At 45.7% G+C, this 18,214-nt stretch carries 14 protein-coding genes and 1 pseudogene; 11 read left to right on the forward strand and 4 right to left on the reverse strand.

Annotated elements, in window-relative coordinates:
• Positions 1 to 3 precede the first annotated feature (3 nt).
• Genes Q1A70_RS10195 through pcp form a run of 3 tightly spaced genes read left to right on the forward strand, consistent with a single transcriptional unit; the run spans position 4 to position 2,257 of the window.
• Positions 4 to 711 (forward strand): DUF969 domain-containing protein, encoded by a 708-nt coding sequence (locus tag Q1A70_RS10195; protein WP_299690257.1) that lies wholly within the window; start codon positions 4 to 6, stop codon positions 709 to 711.
• A complete protein-coding gene (locus tag Q1A70_RS10200) occupies positions 705 to 1,610 on the forward strand; it encodes a DUF979 domain-containing protein (protein WP_299690261.1) in 906 nt (301 codons plus the stop codon). The genes Q1A70_RS10195 and Q1A70_RS10200 overlap by 7 nt, the downstream gene beginning before the upstream one ends.
• A gap of 8 nt (positions 1,611 to 1,618) precedes the next feature.
• Positions 1,619 to 2,257 carry a pyroglutamyl-peptidase I gene (gene pcp, locus Q1A70_RS10205; protein WP_299690264.1) on the forward strand — a complete coding sequence of 213 codons (639 nt, stop codon included), beginning with the start codon at positions 1,619 to 1,621 and terminating at the stop codon, positions 2,255 to 2,257.
• Positions 2,258 to 2,433: 176 nt separating this feature from the next.
• On the opposite strand, the gene Q1A70_RS10210 is transcribed toward pcp, so the two are convergent.
• A complete protein-coding gene (locus tag Q1A70_RS10210; RefSeq protein WP_299690266.1) occupies positions 2,434 to 2,919 on the reverse strand; it encodes a VOC family protein in 486 nt (161 codons plus the stop codon).
• Positions 2,920 to 3,361: 442 nt separating this feature from the next.
• Entirely contained in the window at positions 3,362 to 4,738 is a 1,377-nt protein-coding gene (locus Q1A70_RS10215) for a nucleobase:cation symporter-2 family protein (RefSeq protein ID WP_299690272.1), read from the reverse strand.
• Positions 4,739 to 5,178: 440 nt separating this feature from the next.
• On the opposite strand from Q1A70_RS10215, the gene aroC reads away from it, so the two are divergent.
• Positions 5,179 to 6,264 (forward strand): chorismate synthase, encoded by a 1,086-nt coding sequence (aroC, locus tag Q1A70_RS10220; RefSeq protein ID WP_299690275.1) that lies wholly within the window; start codon positions 5,179 to 5,181, stop codon positions 6,262 to 6,264.
• A 163-nt stretch (positions 6,265 to 6,427) separates the two neighbouring features.
• Here aroC and Q1A70_RS10225 read toward each other — a convergent pair.
• Positions 6,428 to 6,716 (reverse strand): annotated as a pseudogene (locus tag Q1A70_RS10225) (TRIC cation channel family protein); the annotation flags it as partial.
• A gap of 145 nt (positions 6,717 to 6,861) precedes the next feature.
• On the opposite strand from Q1A70_RS10225, the gene Q1A70_RS10230 reads away from it, so the two are divergent.
• The 3 genes from Q1A70_RS10230 (at position 6,862) to Q1A70_RS10240 (ending at position 8,406) form a co-directional block, all read left to right on the forward strand.
• The gene (locus Q1A70_RS10230) at positions 6,862 to 7,392 is read left to right on the forward strand and encodes an elongation factor P hydroxylase (RefSeq protein WP_299690278.1); all 531 of its coding nucleotides are present in this window, start codon (positions 6,862 to 6,864) and stop codon (positions 7,390 to 7,392) included.
• A 9-nt stretch (positions 7,393 to 7,401) separates the two neighbouring features.
• The gene (locus tag Q1A70_RS10235; protein ID WP_299690281.1) at positions 7,402 to 7,665 is read left to right on the forward strand and encodes a YfcL family protein; all 264 of its coding nucleotides are present in this window, start codon (positions 7,402 to 7,404) and stop codon (positions 7,663 to 7,665) included.
• A 219-nt stretch (positions 7,666 to 7,884) separates the two neighbouring features.
• Complete coding sequence (locus Q1A70_RS10240) at positions 7,885 to 8,406, forward strand: NADPH-dependent FMN reductase (RefSeq protein ID WP_299690284.1); 522 nt, start codon at positions 7,885 to 7,887, stop codon at positions 8,404 to 8,406.
• 132 nt (positions 8,407 to 8,538) lie between these two features.
• On the opposite strand, the gene mnmC is transcribed toward Q1A70_RS10240, so the two are convergent.
• Positions 8,539 to 10,617, reverse strand: a complete 2,079-nt coding sequence (gene mnmC, locus Q1A70_RS10245) for a bifunctional tRNA (5-methylaminomethyl-2-thiouridine)(34)-methyltransferase MnmD/FAD-dependent 5-carboxymethylaminomethyl-2-thiouridine(34) oxidoreductase MnmC (protein WP_299690288.1) — start codon at positions 10,615 to 10,617, stop codon at positions 8,539 to 8,541.
• Between the two features lie 128 nt (positions 10,618 to 10,745).
• Between mnmC and fabB the strand changes: the two genes are divergently transcribed.
• The 4 genes from fabB to Q1A70_RS10265 form a co-directional block, all read left to right on the forward strand.
• Positions 10,746 to 11,972: a beta-ketoacyl-ACP synthase I gene (fabB, locus tag Q1A70_RS10250; protein ID WP_299690291.1), complete on the forward strand. Its 1,227-nt coding sequence runs from the start codon at positions 10,746 to 10,748 to the stop codon at positions 11,970 to 11,972.
• 432 nt (positions 11,973 to 12,404) lie between these two features.
• A complete protein-coding gene (locus Q1A70_RS10255) occupies positions 12,405 to 13,538 on the forward strand; it encodes a 4-phosphoerythronate dehydrogenase (protein WP_299690295.1) in 1,134 nt (377 codons plus the stop codon).
• 12 nt (positions 13,539 to 13,550) lie between these two features.
• Entirely contained in the window at positions 13,551 to 14,564 is a 1,014-nt protein-coding gene (locus Q1A70_RS10260) for an aspartate-semialdehyde dehydrogenase (RefSeq protein ID WP_299690300.1), read from the forward strand.
• 208 nt (positions 14,565 to 14,772) lie between these two features.
• On the forward strand, positions 14,773 to 18,214 hold a 3,442-nt coding region (locus Q1A70_RS10265), incomplete at its 3' end, for a FimV/HubP family polar landmark protein (protein WP_299690305.1).

Genomic DNA, 18,214 nt, shown 5'->3' on the forward strand with positions numbered 1-18,214 from the left:
AAAATGTTAAACTTATGGCCATTAATTGGCATTGTGATTATTACTGTGGGGCTAGCTCTACGACTTAATACGTTATTGGTGATTCTTGTTTCTGGCGTTGTGACAGGTTTGATTGCTGACATCAGCATCATGGAAATCCTGTCGACGCTTGGCCAGTCATTCACACAGAATCGTTATATGTCATTGTTTATTCTAGTGTTGCCTATGATTGGCCTGCTTGAGCGCTACGGCTTAAGACAGCGCGCCGAAGCGCTCATTGGTGCCATGAAAAAAGCGTCAGTGACTAAGATCATTATGTCTTACCTACTGATGCGTAAAATCACCAATGGTTTAGGCCTGAATATTGGTGGCCACCCTGCGATGATTCGTCCTCTGATTGCCCCTATGTCAGAAGCGGCTGCAGAAAAATCGAGCCCAGAGCTGAGCGATCAGCAGCGCCAAACGATTCGCGCACTGTCAGCAGCCAGCGAAAACTTTGGTAACTTCTTCAGTCAATTGCTTTTCATTGGTACTGGCGGTTTGCTGCTGATCAAAGGGGTACTGAGTGATAATGGGCTGAATGTCGAACTGGGAACCATGGCATTATGGGCCTTGCCGACTGCGCTGGCTTCTTTTAGCGTGTTCTATCTTTACACCCGATTTATTTGCAAACGTATGTTAGAAAATACGCCTTCAGCAAGCGCAGAGACAGAGGACAAAACACAATGCTAGAGTACGTATATCAAGCGGTTGGACTGTTATTGCTGGCTTTTGCTGGGCAAAGTTTTGTTGATAAACAAAACCCAAAGCGCATCGGTACGGGTCTGTTCTGGCTCATTTACGGCCTGACCTTTAACCTTGGCTCGATGCTGCCGGATTGGGTGATTGGTGTTATGGTGCTTGCACTGACCGCTTTGGCATCCGGTGGTTTCATGGGTATGGGCCATTACGGAACAACAGATGATAAGCAGCGCTACCAAAGCGCATCAGTATTAAAGAATAAGCTGTTTATTCCGGCAATTGTGGTACCTGTCGGTACTGTATTGATCAGCCAATTTACTGCGCTCGGCGCGCTTGTCGGCTTAGGGGTTAGCTCGATTGCCGCGATTGCTGTGGCATTGGTGGTGACCAAAGGTACGGCCAGTCAGAGCCTCAATGAAGGACGCCGTTTAACGGATTCCATCGGTTGGGCTGCGATTTTATCTCAGTTCTTAGCGGCGCTTGGTTACTTGTTTAACCAAGCGGGTGTCGGCGATACCGTTGCTGGTATCGTTAAGCTGATGATCCCGGAAAATATTCTGTTGATTAAAGTGGTGGCTTACTGCGTTGGCATGATGTTGTTCACTGTCATTATGGGTAATGCGTTTGCTGCATTTGCCGTGATCACTACAGGCATTGGTATCCCGCTCTTGATCCTTGAAAGTGGTGGTAACCCAGCCATCATAGGTGTGCTTGGTATGCTTTCTGGCTACTGCGGCACATTGATGACCCCTATGGCGGCCAATTTCAATATCGTTCCAGCGGCACTGTTGGAATTAAAAAATAAAAACCATGTCATCTTGATGCAGCTGATCCCTGGCTCATGCATTTTAGCATTTAACATCTTTATGATGTACACCTTCGCATTTTGAGGTCAATTATGAAAAAAGTACTAATTACTGGATTTGAACCCTTTGGTGGCGCAGCCATTAATCCAGCTTTAGAGGCAGTACAACGTCTTAATGATGCTGTACTAAAAGGCGGCCAAATTGTTACTTGCGAAGTACCCGTGGTGCGTTATGAGTCGATTGATACGGTTAAAGCGGCTATCGATACGCATCAGCCTGATTTTGTGATCACGGTCGGTCAAGCATCGGGGCGTGCGGCGATCACACCAGAGCGTGTTGCGATCAACGTTGATGACTTCCGCATTCCAGATAACAAAGGCTTGCAGCCGATTGATGAGCCTGTCATAGAGGGCGGCCCAGATGCTTACTTTACGACGCTGCCTATCAAAGCGATTACAAAGTCACTGCAACAGCACAACATCCCATGTCAGGTGTCGAACACGGCAGGTACTTTTGTGTGTAACCACTTGTTCTACGGTATTCAACATTACCTAGCACAAAAAAACACGCCACATGGCTTTGTGCATATACCACTGTTACCGGAACAAGATAGCAGTGGTAAGCAACCGACAATGACACTGGATATTATTGTTGAAGGGCTTCGTTTACTAGCTCAAGCTGTGATTGATAATCCTGAAGACATTGCTGAGACGGGCGGTCAGATCTGCTAAGTCTCCATGTATGTTAAAAACTGATGGCTGTTAGAAGCTGATGTCTACTCAATCTCAGACCCATTAGAAAATAAGATCTATTAGAAACTAGGCGCTTAACTCCGGCGAGCGGCTTCAATATACAAAAACCGGGTGCGTTGAAAATCAACGCCCCCGGTTTTTTATTTAGCGATCGATTAAGAGTAATCAGACGCGTAAGTTTCTTCGTAAGTGTGTGAGTAAAGCTCGAACAAGTTACCAAACGGGTCTTCTAGGTAAACCATTTTCGCTGGCTTGCTGTCGTCTTCTGGGTGGTAACGGGTAACATCCATGCGTTTTTTGCCGCCGAATTGTTCAACTTTCGCCATCACGCCTTCAAAGTCGTCAGTTTGCAGGCAGAAGTGGAAGATGCCTAGGCGAGAGAAGTCCACTACGTGACGCTCTTGACGCTCTTTCATTTCAAACATCTCGACACCGATGCCGTCAGAGGTAACAAGGTGTGCAATGTTGAAGCCTTTAAAACCTTCGCCAAATACATCAATACACATGCGGCCGATAGCGGTTTCGCGCTCTTCGATCACTTTGGTGTTGTCCATTACAATGCTAAGGCCCAGCGCTTTGGTGTAAAACTCAACTGCTTTTTCCATATCGCCAACCATGATGCCTACGTGATTCATTTTCATAACTTGCTCCAAATTCGTTTTTAGCTCAGTGCTTTAAGAAGACTAGCTTCGGTATTTCGTTTCGATGGAGAGAGTATAGGGAGATGGGTTGATTAAGTTAAATTATTATAAATTATATTAATGATAATTTATTTTTATATGGAGAGTGAGCGATATAAAGATAGGATAGCTGGTTCTAGCAACCTGCGAATGTTGAGGCCAAGATTAGTGAACGCGTTACTATAACAATCACGATGTGCTATTTAGTTCGCTATTGAGCTATTGAGCTTTTGATACATAAGACATAGGACATAAGACATAGGCACGGCAATACGATTTATCCGTTATGCGTAGTGAAATATAAACAGAGCCACATATCCGGCATATGGCTTTGTTTACATCTCACCCATTCTGTCTGTTCAAGATAAGCCCGTTAAAGCTCATTACTTGTCAAAGAGAGTCGCTAGGCCTTGCTGGCTTGTGCAGCAGGTGTCAACGGTTTGGACTGAGCCTCAGGAATCAAAGACATTAACCCTGTGATCGTCAGTGCCGCAATACCCGACATCGTCACTGGCGAGCTCAATATGCTTTGTACTAACTTGGGTGCTTCTTTTAATAAGTCAGGCACCAGCATTACTCCCAGCCCTAACCCCAACGAGATGGCGATTGTCATAATTCTGCGACGATCGAGTTCTTCATTGGCAATAATCTTAATTCCCGCAGCGGCTACCGTGCCAAACATCACCAAGGTTGCCCCGCCTAAAACCGGTTTTGGAATGGTCATCAGTACCGAACCTAAGATAGGAAATAGCCCCAATAGAAAGAGGATAGCCGCGATAAAGTAGCCGATGTAGCGACTCGCGATCCCTGTAAAGTGAATCACACCATTGTTTTGGCTAAAGGTGGTATTAGGGAAAGTATTGAATATTGAGGCGATGAGTGAGTTAACCCCATCAGCGAGTACGCCTGCTTTTAATCTGCGGATGTATTTTGGCCCTGAAATAGGCTGGCCCGAAAACAGGCTGTTTGCGGTCAGATCACCCGTCGATTCAATCATGGTGATCAGGTAAATAAAAGCGATAGGTAAAAAGGCTTGCCAATCAAAATTAAAGCCATATTTGAATGGAACCGGAATGCTCAATAGAGGTTGAGAATCAAATGTCACTACCGGGGCTTTGCCCATCAAAATCGCGACGCCCCAGCCAACAAGCAGCCCGACTAAAATCGACGATAATCTCACCATGATGTTGTTGCTTAGGTTAAGCGCGACTATGGTTCCGAGTACGATAGCACCGAGCATCAAGTTACTCGAGGAGCCAAAGTCTTCAGCGCCAAAACCACCGGCAATATCCGTGACACCAACCTTGATCAGCGAGATGCCAATGGTGGTGATCACGATGCCTGTTACCACCGGCGTAATAATCACTTTCAGCTTTTCAATAAAGCGCGATAGCAAGATTTCGATAAACGCACCAAAAAAACACACACCAAAAATGGTCGCCAGCATCTCATCAGGGCCACCGCCATTCGCTTTGACAAGAAAGCCAGCCCCTAGAACCGAGCCTAAAAACGCAAAGCTGGTTCCTTGCACACAGATCATGCCAGCCCCGATAGGACCAATTTTCTTGGCTTGTATGAAGGTGCCTACTCCCGACACCATCAGCGCCATGCTGATAAGATAGGGGATATGTTCACCCAGCCCTAACACACCACCAATAATGAGTGTCGGTGTGATGATTCCAACAAAGCTTGCTAAAACATGTTGCAATGCCGCGTAACTGGCTGCTTTGACCGATGGTCGAGCATCCAATCCGTAGATCAATTCACTGTTGTGTTCCATGTGATTCCCTTTATGTATTTTTCATTGTATACAATTTACATAACAGTAACAAAGCAAGCGCTATGCCATTTATTTTACTCCTTAATTATCAAGTGCTTGTGATGGTTGATGTTCGTTCGATGCACTATAAGTCCACACTATTGACTCGCATTGGTGCAATTATGAATGGATTGGGTGGAAATAATAATGTAGGGCTATTTGTATTCAGCATTAAGATAACCCTCCCTAGGTAGTCTTCATTTTCCTTCGCGGTTAATTTCATCTGGCTCATGCAATAGATCTGACTCATACAATAGAAAGTTAAAATTGTTCCTTTTTGGGGGTTTACATCATTTGGTAATAAAGCCACTATGAATTCACGAAGAATAGACAAGTAAAGCTATTCGTCAGTGGGTTGATTGATTTAAACCTTCTGCTCAATAGCTGATTTAGAGGAAGTAATGGCAGGAAACAGTATCGGACAACATTTCCGCGTGACCACGTTCGGAGAAAGTCACGGTATCGCACTAGGATGTATCGTAGATGGGTGCCCACCAGGATTAGAAATTACCGAAGCAGACCTTCAAAGAGATTTGGATCGTCGCCGCCCGGGAACTTCGCGTTATACAACGGCTCGCCGTGAAGCGGATGAAGTAAAGATTTTATCCGGTGTATTTGAAGGCCAAACTACAGGTACTTCTATTGGTCTGTTGATTGAAAATACAGACCAACGCTCTAAAGACTATTCCGAAATTAAGGACAAGTTCCGTCCTGGCCATGCCGATTATACCTACCATCAAAAGTATGGTGTGCGTGATTACCGTGGTGGCGGTCGTTCTTCCGCTCGTGAAACTGCAATGCGTGTTGCGGCGGGTGCCATTGCGAAGAAATACCTCAAACAAGAATTTGGGGTTGAGATCCAAGCTTACCTTTCTCAAATGGGTGATATCTCAATTGAGAAAGTGGATTGGAACGAGATTGAAAACAACGCATTTTTCTGCCCTGATGCCGACAAAGTACCTGAATTTGACCAACTGATCCGTGACTTGCTAAAAGAAGGTAACTCGATCGGTGCCAAGATCCAGGTCGTGGCGACGAAAGTGCCTGTAGGCCTTGGTGAGCCAATCTTTGATCGCCTCGATGCTGACATTGCTCATGCACTAATGAGTATCAACGCGGTGAAAGGTGTTGAAATTGGTGATGGCTTTGATGTGGTGAATCAACGTGGCAGTGAACACCGCGATCCATTAACGCCAGAGGGGTTCACGAGCAACCATGCTGGCGGTATCTTAGGCGGTATTTCTACTGGTCAAGATATTGTGGCAAGTATTGCGCTTAAGCCAACGTCAAGCATTACCGTTCCTGGTGACACTATCACTAAAGATGGCGAAGCAACGCAGCTAATTACTAAAGGTCGTCACGATCCATGTGTTGGTATTCGAGCAGTGCCTATCGCTGAAGCGATGCTGGCGATTGTCTTGCTTGATCACTTGCTGCGCCATCGTGGTCAAAACTTTGGTGTGACAACAGAAACACCAAAAATCTAGTTCTGTTTCGTTTTATTCAGAACAGAATTGAAGCTGATTTGATAGAAACAAAAAAAGGGTTGCTTTGTAATGAAGCAACCCTTTTTATATTCTGCGTCATTGAGAATATATGATCCAATGTACAGAGCTTTCAGGATCAAGCTGGAACGAAGGTAAACGCCACTTGAATCGTACCGCTGCCAATGGCTGTAGCACTCGCCACGAGCATGACGCCAAACCAATCCATTCTTTGTTTACCAGCGCTGAGAGCGCCAGTCATGGCTTCTGCCGTGATGCCAATGATATACAAAAACACTGAGTAGCATGTACTTGAACTCTCTAATTTAGGACTATAAATCTGAGGTTTATAACCCTTGGGATCGAAAAGTTAAGCGCGAGTGTAGTCGTAAAAACGTTGACTGACGAATGAGTATTTGTACCCAGAACCGAGGTTTCAGATTAGTTGAAGTAATCTTCAGGGCGACCTGAGGCTGCTCCTCATTGGCAAGTGACGGCTTGCGGTATCTGTTGGCGTCGGCTGGCACCGGATAGGGGGGCTTTACCAAGTCGATAAAACAGCGCAAAATGTGGGTGTTTATTTCATTTCAAGCCAGTTTTATGACCCATCAATATTCAGACATCATCGATATATTCAATCAGACCTTTTTTGAACGCTTTAATACCCAATTGGAGCTCGGCACTGATGAACCTATCTATCTGCCTGCCGATCAAAGCACCCCCTATCATCGAATTGTTTTTGCGCGAGGCTTTTATGCGTCGGCTTTGCATGAGATTGCGCACTGGTGTGTCGCTGGCCCTGAGCGTCGTTTATTAGAAGATTTTGGCTATTGGTATGAACCTGATGGCCGAACAGAGTCGGTTCAAGCTGAGTTTGAAAAAGTAGAAATCCGCCCACAAGCGTATGAATGGATCATCGCGATGAGCGCGGGCTTTCCTTTTAATGTCAGCTGTGACAATCTACACGGCGATTTTGAGCCAGATCGTTTGGCCTTTATGAATAAAGTACACAGCGAAGTCATGGGTATCTTAGAGGTTGGTCTTCCACCACGCGTAAAAATGCTCTCTGAAGCGTTACGCAACTTCTACGATGTTGAACCTTTATGTGCTAGTCAATTTATTGTGAAATAAGAGAATATTATGATTATCGAATTTGAAGAAAAGCTACTTGAAGTAATAGATGCTCGTATTGAAAGCGCATCAGACGATGAACTGTTTGCTGGTGGTTACTTACGTGGTCATATTTCTCTTTCTGTTGCGTCATGTGAAGAAGAAGGCATTGAAGATGTGGCAGAAGTAAAAGCACGCATTGAGCAGAGCTTAGATGATGCTCGCGCTGAACTTACGCCTGCCGATCGTACTATTGTTAACGACTTATGGGTTGAGCTACAAAACCAAGCTTAATCGACATTGTTTAGTCTATATAGTTTGAGCGTTATATCTTTTGAACAATATAGTTCATCGTTATTCGCTGCCCCTTTTGTCCTTTATCTCACCGAGCGAATAGCATCTTCAAGACTCATTCGAAATTTTTGAATGAGTCTATTTAATCTTTGTGATGGTTTCATTTTCTGACTCGGTTATTCTAATCCTACTTAACGGAATAACAGAAAAGGCTACCTCATGAAAGTTATCGCATTTGGCGCAAGCACCAGTTCTACCTCTATCAACAAAGCACTCGCAACTTACGCAGCTAACTTGATTGAAGGGGCTGAAGTGAAAGTCCTAGACATCAACGATTACCACGTTCCTATGTTCAGTGAAGACACTGAAAAAGAGATCGGCCAAGCGGAAGGTGCTCAGGCATTCCTACGCGATTTAGCCGAGGCTGATGCGTTTGTTATCTCTTTTGCTGAACACAACGGCCACTACCCAGCAGCGTACAAAAACCTGTTTGATTGGGCGACGCGTATTGAGCGTTCGGTATTTGGCGACAAGCCAGCGGTATACCTAGCGACTTCACCGGGCCTAGGTGGCGCACAAACGGTACTTGGCGCAGCGACAGGTTCAGCGCCATACTTTGGCGGCAACGTAAAAGCGTCAGTTTCAGTACCAAGCTTCTACGATAACTTTGATTTTGAGTCTGGTTCTATTAGCAACGAAAAGATTGCTCAACAGGTCAAAGACGCGGTTGCTAAGCTGTAAACGTCGATACGCTTGGAAACACACGGTCAACAAAAAGCCCGAGAGACATAATGTAGCTCGGGCTTTTTAATTTTTAGCTTTTAGCTTCAGGTATTTCCAATATTCAGATGTTCAGAATAGTTGAACTAGAAACTACGGGGTTGTTTTTGAGTGCTTATCTGCAACCCAGCCAGCGGTTAATGCTTTACCTTTTCGCAGCCTGCGCACCCACATTCTGCTTGGGTGAATAGCTTCAAGCACATCAACAGGTAAAGGAAGCGGATCGCCGCAGATTTGCGATGCTAATACTTCAGCTAACAATGGAGCTGAGCTTAAACCGCGCGAACCTAGCCCGATAAAGCAGTACAGGTTAGGAAAGCTTGTGACTGTTTGAACATCATCAACCGAGTTACGCTGTGGGTTAAAGTTGTGCAGGTCTTGATACTGCTTTTTGATTGATTCGAAATCACCCACGTTTCCGACAAAAGGCAGGTGGTCACGGCTTACGCTACGGATACCTTGGCGCGCTAGGTTACCACTGGTGTCGACATCTTTTGTCCACTCTTGGTTTGGTAGCGATCCGTGCAGGCGCTCACCATTATGTTGCTGAACCTCAATATCAAACTCTTGGTCAATATTGGTTTTGTCGTAGTTTGCGCCAATACAGTGGTGACCGTTATTGGGGTTTTGCGGCGTTAGGTAACCATCAAAACACAACACGGTTTTTAACTTGGTTAAGTTTTCCGTAGTAGGAATATGGCTCACTTGGCCTTTAACCGGCGTTAGAGGTATAGGCTGAGTCTGCTCAAACTGGGTGAACTTATGGCCGTTCGCAACAACCACTTGGTCATGCTTAGTTTGAATCTCACCTTGTGGTGTCTCAATGGTGAGTTGCCATTGTTGTTCAACTTCCAGCCATTCAAGCTGAGTTACTTGATGTTGATAGTGAGCACTAACTTGGTTGGTCTCTTCTAACTTTCCGATCAAGCCTTGTGTCAGTTGTAGAGGGCTTAACCAACCACCCAGTGGGAAGTAAACACTCTCTTTATCAACCCGTAGGCCAATCTTTTCATTTGCTTGTTCTGGCGATAAACGCTGAATCAAATCTGTATGGAAATTGCCTTCCAACATGCGATTGAGCTTTTTGGTTGAGCCTTGATCCCACATCAGAATGTTCACGCCACACCAGCTGTGGTCAAACTGAATAGATTGCGCTGCCTGATTGATGAACTGGCGAGCAAACAGTAAGCCTGGGCCAAACACGCGAGACACGTTCGAGGTCGTTTCGCTTAACAATGGGTAAATCGCACCTTGATTGTTGCCTGATGCATTAGCCGCTGCTTGTGGGTGCTCGCAATATAGGGTGATGTCTTTACCACGGCGGCTCAGCGTTTTAGCGAGTGCAGCACTTGCAACACCACCACCAATGATCGCGATATCTTGTGATTCGCAGTGCTCTGATAGGCCATACCAAGGTTTGATGTTGGTGTGAGCGTGCTTTTCGCCCAATCGGCCGGCAATCATTTCACGCTTAGTACCAAAGCCTTTGACCTTCTTCATCTCAAAGCCTGCTTCGATCAAACCGCGACGCACAAAACCTGCGGCGGTAAACGTCGCGCAACTGCAGTCTTGTTTCGCCAGTTTCGCCATGCCGTTGAATAAGTTCTGGTTCCACATTTCTGGGTTCTTGCTGGGAGCAAAACCATCGAGGAACCAAGCATCCACTAAGCCTTGTTTTGGTGTAGGTACGTTAGGCATGCAATCCTTGATATCACCAAACCATAGATCAAGCGTGATAGCGCCATCCCCCAACACAATACGATGACATTCAGGGAGTGCGATAGGGTAGTGCTCTTGGAGTTGAACCGCATATTCGGCTAATTCTGGCCACGCTTGGTGCGCTTTGATGAGATCCTCTTTATTGAGAGGATATTTTTCAAAACTGATGAAATGTAACTCTTTGGTAATCGCTTGAGGGTTATCTTTAAGGAAAGTATCGAACCATTGCCAAACAGCAAGAAAGTTAAGACCTGTGCCAAAGCCGGTTTCTGCAATGACAAAACGACGTTGTTGATGTTCAACCCAACGCTCTGGAAGGTGGTTTTGCTTTAAAAAGACGTAGCGAGTTTCTTCCAAACCGTTAACATTGGAGAAGTAAACGTCGTCAAATTGGTCTGAAACTGGCGTGCCAGACTCATTCCATTCCAGTTCTGCATTAGTAATTGAAGTCATAAAATCTATCATTTTGTGATTTGAAGCGATATGTTGGTAGAGATTGTACGAATTTCTAGGAAAGCTGACCACTTTTGTTCGGCTTCTTAGTTATCATCTAGCTGAATTTAGAATTATAGGAATGTCACATGAAACGAGTCGTAATCACCGGTATGGGTATTGTTTCAAGTATCGGTAACAACGTCGAAGAAGTTTTAGCATCACTGAAAGAGGGTAAGTCTGGTATTACCGCTTCAGAGCAGTTTAAGGAACACGGCTTGCGCTCTCAAGTTTGGGGTAACTTAAAAATGAACCCTGCTGACCATATTGATCGCAAAAAAATGCGCTTTATGGGTGATGCAGCGGCATTCGCTTATCTTTCAATGGAGCAAGCAATTGCAGATTCAGGTCTAACAGAAGAGCAAGTATCTAATGACCGCACGGGTATCGTTGCGGGTTCAGGTGGTGCTTCTTCTCTTAACCAAGTAAACGCAGTAGACATCATCCGTGAGAAAGGCGTTAAGCGTGTTGGTCCATACATGGTTCCACGTACAATGGCTTCAACGGTTTCTGCTTGTCTAGCAACTCCTTTCAAAATCCGTGGTGTGAACTACTCTATGAGTTCTGCATGTGCAACCTCTGCACACTGTATTGGTCACGCAATGGAGCTTATTCAACTGGGTAAGCAAGACGTAGTATTCGCTGGTGGCGGTGAAGAGCTAGATTGGTCTCTGACTATGATGTTCGACGCAATGGGCGCACTTTCTACTAAGTACAACGATACACCTGAGCTAGCTTCTCGTACTTACGATGCAGACCGTGACGGTTTCGTTATCTCTGGTGGCGGCGGCATGCTGGTTATCGAAGAACTAGAGCACGCTAAAGCTCGTGGCGCGAAAATCTACGGTGAGATCGTAGGCTATGGCGCAACTTCAGATGGCTACGACATGGTTGCTCCTTCTGGTGAAGGCGCGGTTCGTTGTATGAAAATGGCAATGCAAAACGTTGATGGCGTTGACTACGTGAACACTCACGGTACTTCAACTCCAGTTGGTGACGTGAAAGAGCTAGGTGCTATCCAAGAAGTTTTCTCTCAAGGTAATGGTGGCGGTAACAGCCCTGCAATCTCAGCGACTAAAGCGATGACAGGTCACGCTCTAGGTGCAGCTGGCGTACACGAAGCGATTTACTCTACGCTAATGCTAGACAACGGCTTCATCGCTCCAAGCATCAACGTTTCTAACCTAGACGAAGCAGCTGCTGGCCTAGACATCGTAACTGAAGCTCGTGAACAAGAGCTAACAACAGTTATGTCTAACAGCTTTGGTTTCGGCGGTACGAACGCAACGCTAGTAATCAAAAAATACCAAGCTTAATTAGGCTCGAGTTAAATAGACAAAGGTTAATTGTTAACGGGTGACGCGAGTGCAGTTTCAACACGCACAGGTAACCCACTAACCATGACCCACAGAACAAAGCTTTCTAAACATAGGTTTAGAAATGGAAAGGTTTCCAGAGCTTGATCAGTAGTGGCTTTGGTCAGTACTGGTCGAACAGACGCAGACTCTGTCTCCTGGAGAGCGAGATAGGATCCTTTTGTTCTGGATGTTTGCCCGATTGTTAATTCAATCGGGCATTTTTCGTTTTAGGCTTGAGCGGTAAAAATCTGAGTAGGGTAATCAATCCTTACCTCAACAAGCCTTTCTTCATAATGTATTCCATTTGTTACTCGACACCGTGTGTGGAATTTTGCACAATCATTTCAATTCACATTTAGGTCGATAGACCCCAACAAAAGTACTCGCCAAATGAAAATCTTAATCGACGAAAACATGCCTTATGCTGAAGCGCTTTTTAGCCAGCTAGGTGAAGTGACAATGAAGTCTGGTCGCACATTAACTGCGGACGATCTGGTTGACGTAGACGCACTGATGATTCGCTCTGTCACCAAGGTGAATGAAGAATTAATTAGCAAAGCCAATAAACTGAAGTTTGTAGGTACCGCAACGGCTGGTATGGATCACGTTGACCAAGAGTTGATGAAAGAGCGTGGCATTTTCTTTACTGCGGCACCGGGTTGTAACAAGGTCGGTGTGGCTGAATATGCGTTCAGTGCGATGATGGTTCTTGCGCAGCAACAAGGCTTCTCTGTGTTTGATAAAACAGTCGGTATTATTGGCTGTGGTCAAGTGGGTAGTTATTTAGCAAAATGCCTTGAAGGTATTGGTATTAAGGTTCTGCTGAACGACCCTCTAAAACAGCAAGAGGGCGACACTCGCGAGTTTACTGAACTAGAAACTCTGCTTGAGCAATCAGATGTGATCACGCTGCATACCCCGATCACGAGAACGGGTGAGTTCCCAACGCATCATTTGATCAGCGAGCAAGTGCTGAATAACTTACGTGCTGACCAGATCCTAATTAATGCGGCTCGTGGCCCTGTGGTTGATAACCAAGCGCTAAAAGCTCGTTTGCAAAAAGCGGATGGTTTTACTGCGGTTCTGGATGTGTTTGAGTTTGAACCTGAAGTCGACATGGAATTACTTCCTTTGCTTGCTTTTGCAACGCCTCACGTAGCGGGCTACGGTTTAGAGGGTAAAGCGCGCGGTACCACCATGATCTTCAACAGTTATTGTGAGTTCTTGGGCAGTGAACAACGAGCTTACGCGAGCGACTTATTGCCGACAGCGCCAGTGCCTCAAATGAAATTAGATAGAGCTTGGGACGAAGCAACACTGCACAATTTGACTCAGTTGATCTATGATGTGCGCAAAGACGATGCCTTATTCCGTCGCAATATCGCTACGCTAGGTTCTTTTGACAAGATGCGTAAAGAATATTGGGACCGCAGAGAGTACAGTGCAGTCGAGTTAACAGGTGATGATTCTTGTAATCTAGCGCCGTTAGCTAAACTCGGTTTTATAGTAAAGCCAACTTTATAAAAGAGAGAAACAATGAGCCAAGAATTTAATATTGCTATTTTAGGTGCGACTGGTGCGGTTGGTGAAACCATTCTTGAAGTACTTAAAGAGCGTAAATTCCCTATCGGTGAACTGCACTTACTAGCAAGTGAACGTAGTGAAGGTAAAACTTACCGCTTTAATGGTAAGACGATACAAGTGCAGAACGTTGCAGACTTCGATTGGTCTCAAGTTCATATCGCATTTTTCTCTGCTGGTGGCGACCTTTCTGAACAATGGGCTCCAGTTGCTGCGGATGAAGGTGTTGTTGTTATTGATAATACATCACGCTTCCGTTACGAATACGATGTTCCTCTGGTTGTGCCTGAAGTGAACCCTGAAGCAATTGCTGAGTTCCGTAACCGTAACATCATCGCCAACCCTAACTGCTCGACTATCCAAATGGTAGTAGCACTTAAGCCAATTCACGATGAAGTGGGTCTTGAGCGTATTAACGTGTCAACTTACCAATCTGTGTCTGGTGCGGGTAAATCAGGTATCGATGAGCTTGCGGGTCAAACGGCTAAGCTTCTTAACGGTATGCCAGCTGAAAATTCAGCGTTCTCACAGCAGATCGCCTTCAACTGTATTCCGCAAATCGATGAATTTACAGAGAACGGTTACACGCGTGAAGAGATGAAGATGGTATGGGAAACGCAAAAAATCTTTGCTGATTCTTCAATCATGGTTAACCCAACGTGTGTACGTGTGCCAGTTTTCTATGGTCACGCAGAATCATTACATGTTGAAACTCGCTCTCCAATCGGGGCAGAGCAAGTGGTGCAACTATTAGAAAATACAGACGGTATTGAAGTATACCAAGGTGTCGAGTTCCCAACTCAGGTTGTTGATGCCGGTGGTAAAGACCATGTTATGGTTGGCCGTATTCGTGGTGACATCAGCCATCACAGTGGTGTCAACATGTGGGTGGTTGCCGATAACGTTCGTAAAGGCGCAGCAACCAACGCGGTGCAAATCGCTGAAGTTCTGATTCGCGATTACTTCTAAGCTTTACTGCTTTGAGAAATGAGCCTCACTGTATAGTGGGGTTTTTTTATTCGATCGAAAATATTGTGATTTAAATTGTGTGAAACTGCTGCGAATATCGTCGCCGCAACACATTTTTTGTCTTCATCCCTATAATTTTACATCATTTATCCGATATATTTAATAGTTCATCATTTTATCCGAATTTAAGCACCGAGCTGAGCCCTTTATGTTGCCAACTTTTAAGCAGTGGTTAATGCCTTTTGCCATTATCATTGCGACTCAGATTTCCGTTGTTCGTGCAGATTCCATTCGAGTTGTAGGGCCTAATGGCGAAATACAATCTGCACCTACGTTTTCCGAACCTCTTCAAACAGCACCGTCACTTAACACTTTAAGTAGCGCTAGTGAGCCTTCTCGTTTCTATGGCCCAACACGTGGTTCTGAAACTCTGTGGTCTATCGCCTCAAATCTGCGCCCCGATAACTCCGTATCCGTTCAACAAACCCTGCTGGCAATTTATCGCTTAAATCCACAGGCGTTTGAAAACCAGAATATCCATAGCCTACAGCCTGCCAGTTATTTGCGGGTGCCTTCATTAGAGCAAGCGCGTGCGAGCTCTACGCAGCAAGCTATCAGTATTATGAACTCGCACCTTGCCAAGCTGGATGCTCCGGCGGCTAAGCCTAGTGATCCTGTGGGGACACCAGTTGCACCTGTGAGTAAGCCTGTAGCCCCAGTGAACAAATCTGCTGACTCAGCCTCAAGTCGACCTAATGTCAATGCAAGTACTGCCGCTCCTGCCAAGAAAGAAAGCGCTGCAGAAGCTGCTAAGAAATCATCGCCTGCTATTCAATCGTCTTTGGCTCAATCATCTTCAACTCAGTCATCTTCAACCCAAGAGGTGAACAAGTTAGAAAAGCAGCTAGAGTTGTCGGAAACCGAGTTGCTATCACTGGAAGAAAAAAACCATCAGTTGCGCTTGATGTTGTCGAATGTCCAATTGGAAGTCGATGAGCTAAAAACAGAACTCAGTGATGAAGACCGCATTCGCAATGAAGTGGAAAAGCTGCTTGCTGAAGAGCGCCGAAAGAACGCTGAAATTGAAAAAATGGCACCCAGTGCGGTCGACGAGCTGTTATCGAATGGTTGGTTAGTGGCTGCCCTTGCGATTATTCCTGGCTTGTTGCTTGGTTTGATCATCATAATGTTGTTAGGGCGTCGTGCTAAAAAGGATGAGCAATTACAAACTACTCAAGAGCAATCTATGCAGCCACAAGCAAGCAGTGTTGCTCCTATGGCTTTGGCCGACGAGTTGGATGATCTAGATAGTGAGCTGTCTCTTGATGATGATCTGTCTCTTGATGATGATCTGTTTGGCTCTGAAGACAATAACAACACCTTGTTTGATGATGAAGCCCTTGCTCAAGAGGAGGACGTCTTTGCCGGGTTAGATGAGTCCGATTTAGATTTTAGCCTTGATGGTGAAGACGATGACCTATTTGCCAACATTGGTGAAAACGGCGATTTAGATACCAACTTCGATGCTCTCGATCTAGACAGCAGCAATGGCATTAGTGTCAATGGCGAAGACAAAGCGCTCGGCCTTGAAGAGATGGAGCGTGCCCTCGATAAAACACCGGAAAGCCCGCTCGACTCTGATGAGGGGGATTTTGATCTTTCGGATGACAGTTCAATGTCGGCGGATGATATCGAAGCGCTGTTATCTCAAGAGCCGGAAACGGAAGACTTGGGAGCAAATGAGCTAGACCAGTCTCTATTGGATGATCTGTTTGCGCTTGACGATGAAGAAGACGACAGCTTCGATATTGATGCTTTGATTTCGGAGCAGCAAAGTGACTCGGCTTCGACTACCGATACCCCAGCTCCAGCAAGCGATGATTTGGACATTGATGCGCTAATTTCAGAGCAACAGAGTACAGCGGATATCAGCAGTGATAAGCCCGATAGTGGCACGATAACCTCTGAGCAAAGTGACTCCCCAGTATTAGATCTTAGTCTCGATGGTGATATTCATGACATTGACGATATCTTCGCTCAAGTCGCCGCGCAGAAAGATCCGGGTAATAGTGATATCAACCTTGATAACGATGAGGAAATTACCACGAGTCTAAACGATGGTCTGGCATCCGCCACTGATATCGAAAATATCTTATCTCAGTTTGAGCAGCCAGTTGAAAGCGAGCAAGGCCAAGATAGCATTGAGCTGTTGGATGAACAGCTAGCCGGTGAGGACCTTGATCTCAGTCACTCGACAGAGTTACTTGACGAAGTACTAGAAGGCGAAACGGATGATGACGTTGCGAGCGAACCTTTGGGCTCTGATGTGCTATCTGAACTGGAAGCGCTTTCAGGTTTATCAACTTCTGATGAGTTAAGTATTGCAGAAGACAGTACAGAAACCTTGGATGAGTTGATCAACGACTCTGATGATGACTTTGAGCTGGATGCTGAGAGTACGGATTTATTGGATGATTTGCTTAACGACGACGTCGACGATACTCATTTCACCTTAGAGGGTGATGAAACGTTAGATGAACTGCTGAACAGCGAATTAATGGCTGATGGATTGTTAGCCGCCGAAACCGAGCAACAAACAGCCGAGTCTTTGGACCCATTCGATGATCTATTGACCAGTGATATTGAGAATGAATTTGACCCGCAACCGCCAGTTTTTGCTCAAGAAACGCTAGCTCAAGAGACATTAACGCAAGAGACGTTGGACAACGAGAGCTTTGCAAAAGAGTTAGATGCTACCTTAGGTTCTGATAACGCGAGTGATGATCTTAGCGAGGCTTCTGATGCTGAACTTGAGCTGTTCACGCCTGAAACGCCTCAAGTAGAGCTTGATCAAGCAGCCGATGCACAACAAACGGTAGATGTAGATCAAACGCTTGATGTGGAGCTAATCGATCTAGAGCAAGTGAACGATGACTCGTTAGACACGGAACCGACACAAGGTAGTACCGACATTCAGCCAGAAGGCGACGATACTGCATTTAACCGTGACCACTTTATCGATGATCTGTTTGGTGTTGCACCTGCCGCAGATGCGCTGCTTGATGAGTCACTACAAACAACGGACCAAGTACTTGCTAATGAGTTGATGGCTTCTGATGAGCCAGAGCTGTCACTGGATGCACACGCGCCCGCTCAAGCTCCTATTGACAGTGTTGTTGAATCAGAACTCCCTCCACTTGCGGACAGCAGCCCAGTATTACCAGAAGAAACGCTATCAACGGCTGAAGACGATGAATTGGATATCGATTCCCTGTTATCTGAATATTCTGATGGGGAAACGTCCGCTGTTGGCGAGTTAGAGCAGCAACAACCGCAACACAAGCCAGCAGACGTACAAGACAATCGCGAAAATGTCGCGCCTAATGTTGAGAATCAAGCTTCGCCATCCTCTTTGAATGAGCTTTTACAAGATGATGAAGAAGCGGAGCAAGATTGGTTGTCGGAAGCCATCGCCGATGTAGAATCCCCTGCGGAGATTGAGTCTGATTTTAACTTTGAACCGAAAATTCAAGATAGCGACGAGTTTGAGGGTGTGCTTGAATCCTTGCCAGAGCCAGAGCCAGAGCCAGAGCCAGAGCCAGAGCCAGAGCCAGAGCCAGAGCCAGAGCCAGAGCCAGAGCCAGAGCCAG

The organism is uncultured Vibrio sp. (assembly GCF_947488985.1).
GTDB lineage: Bacteria > Pseudomonadota > Gammaproteobacteria > Enterobacterales > Vibrionaceae > Vibrio.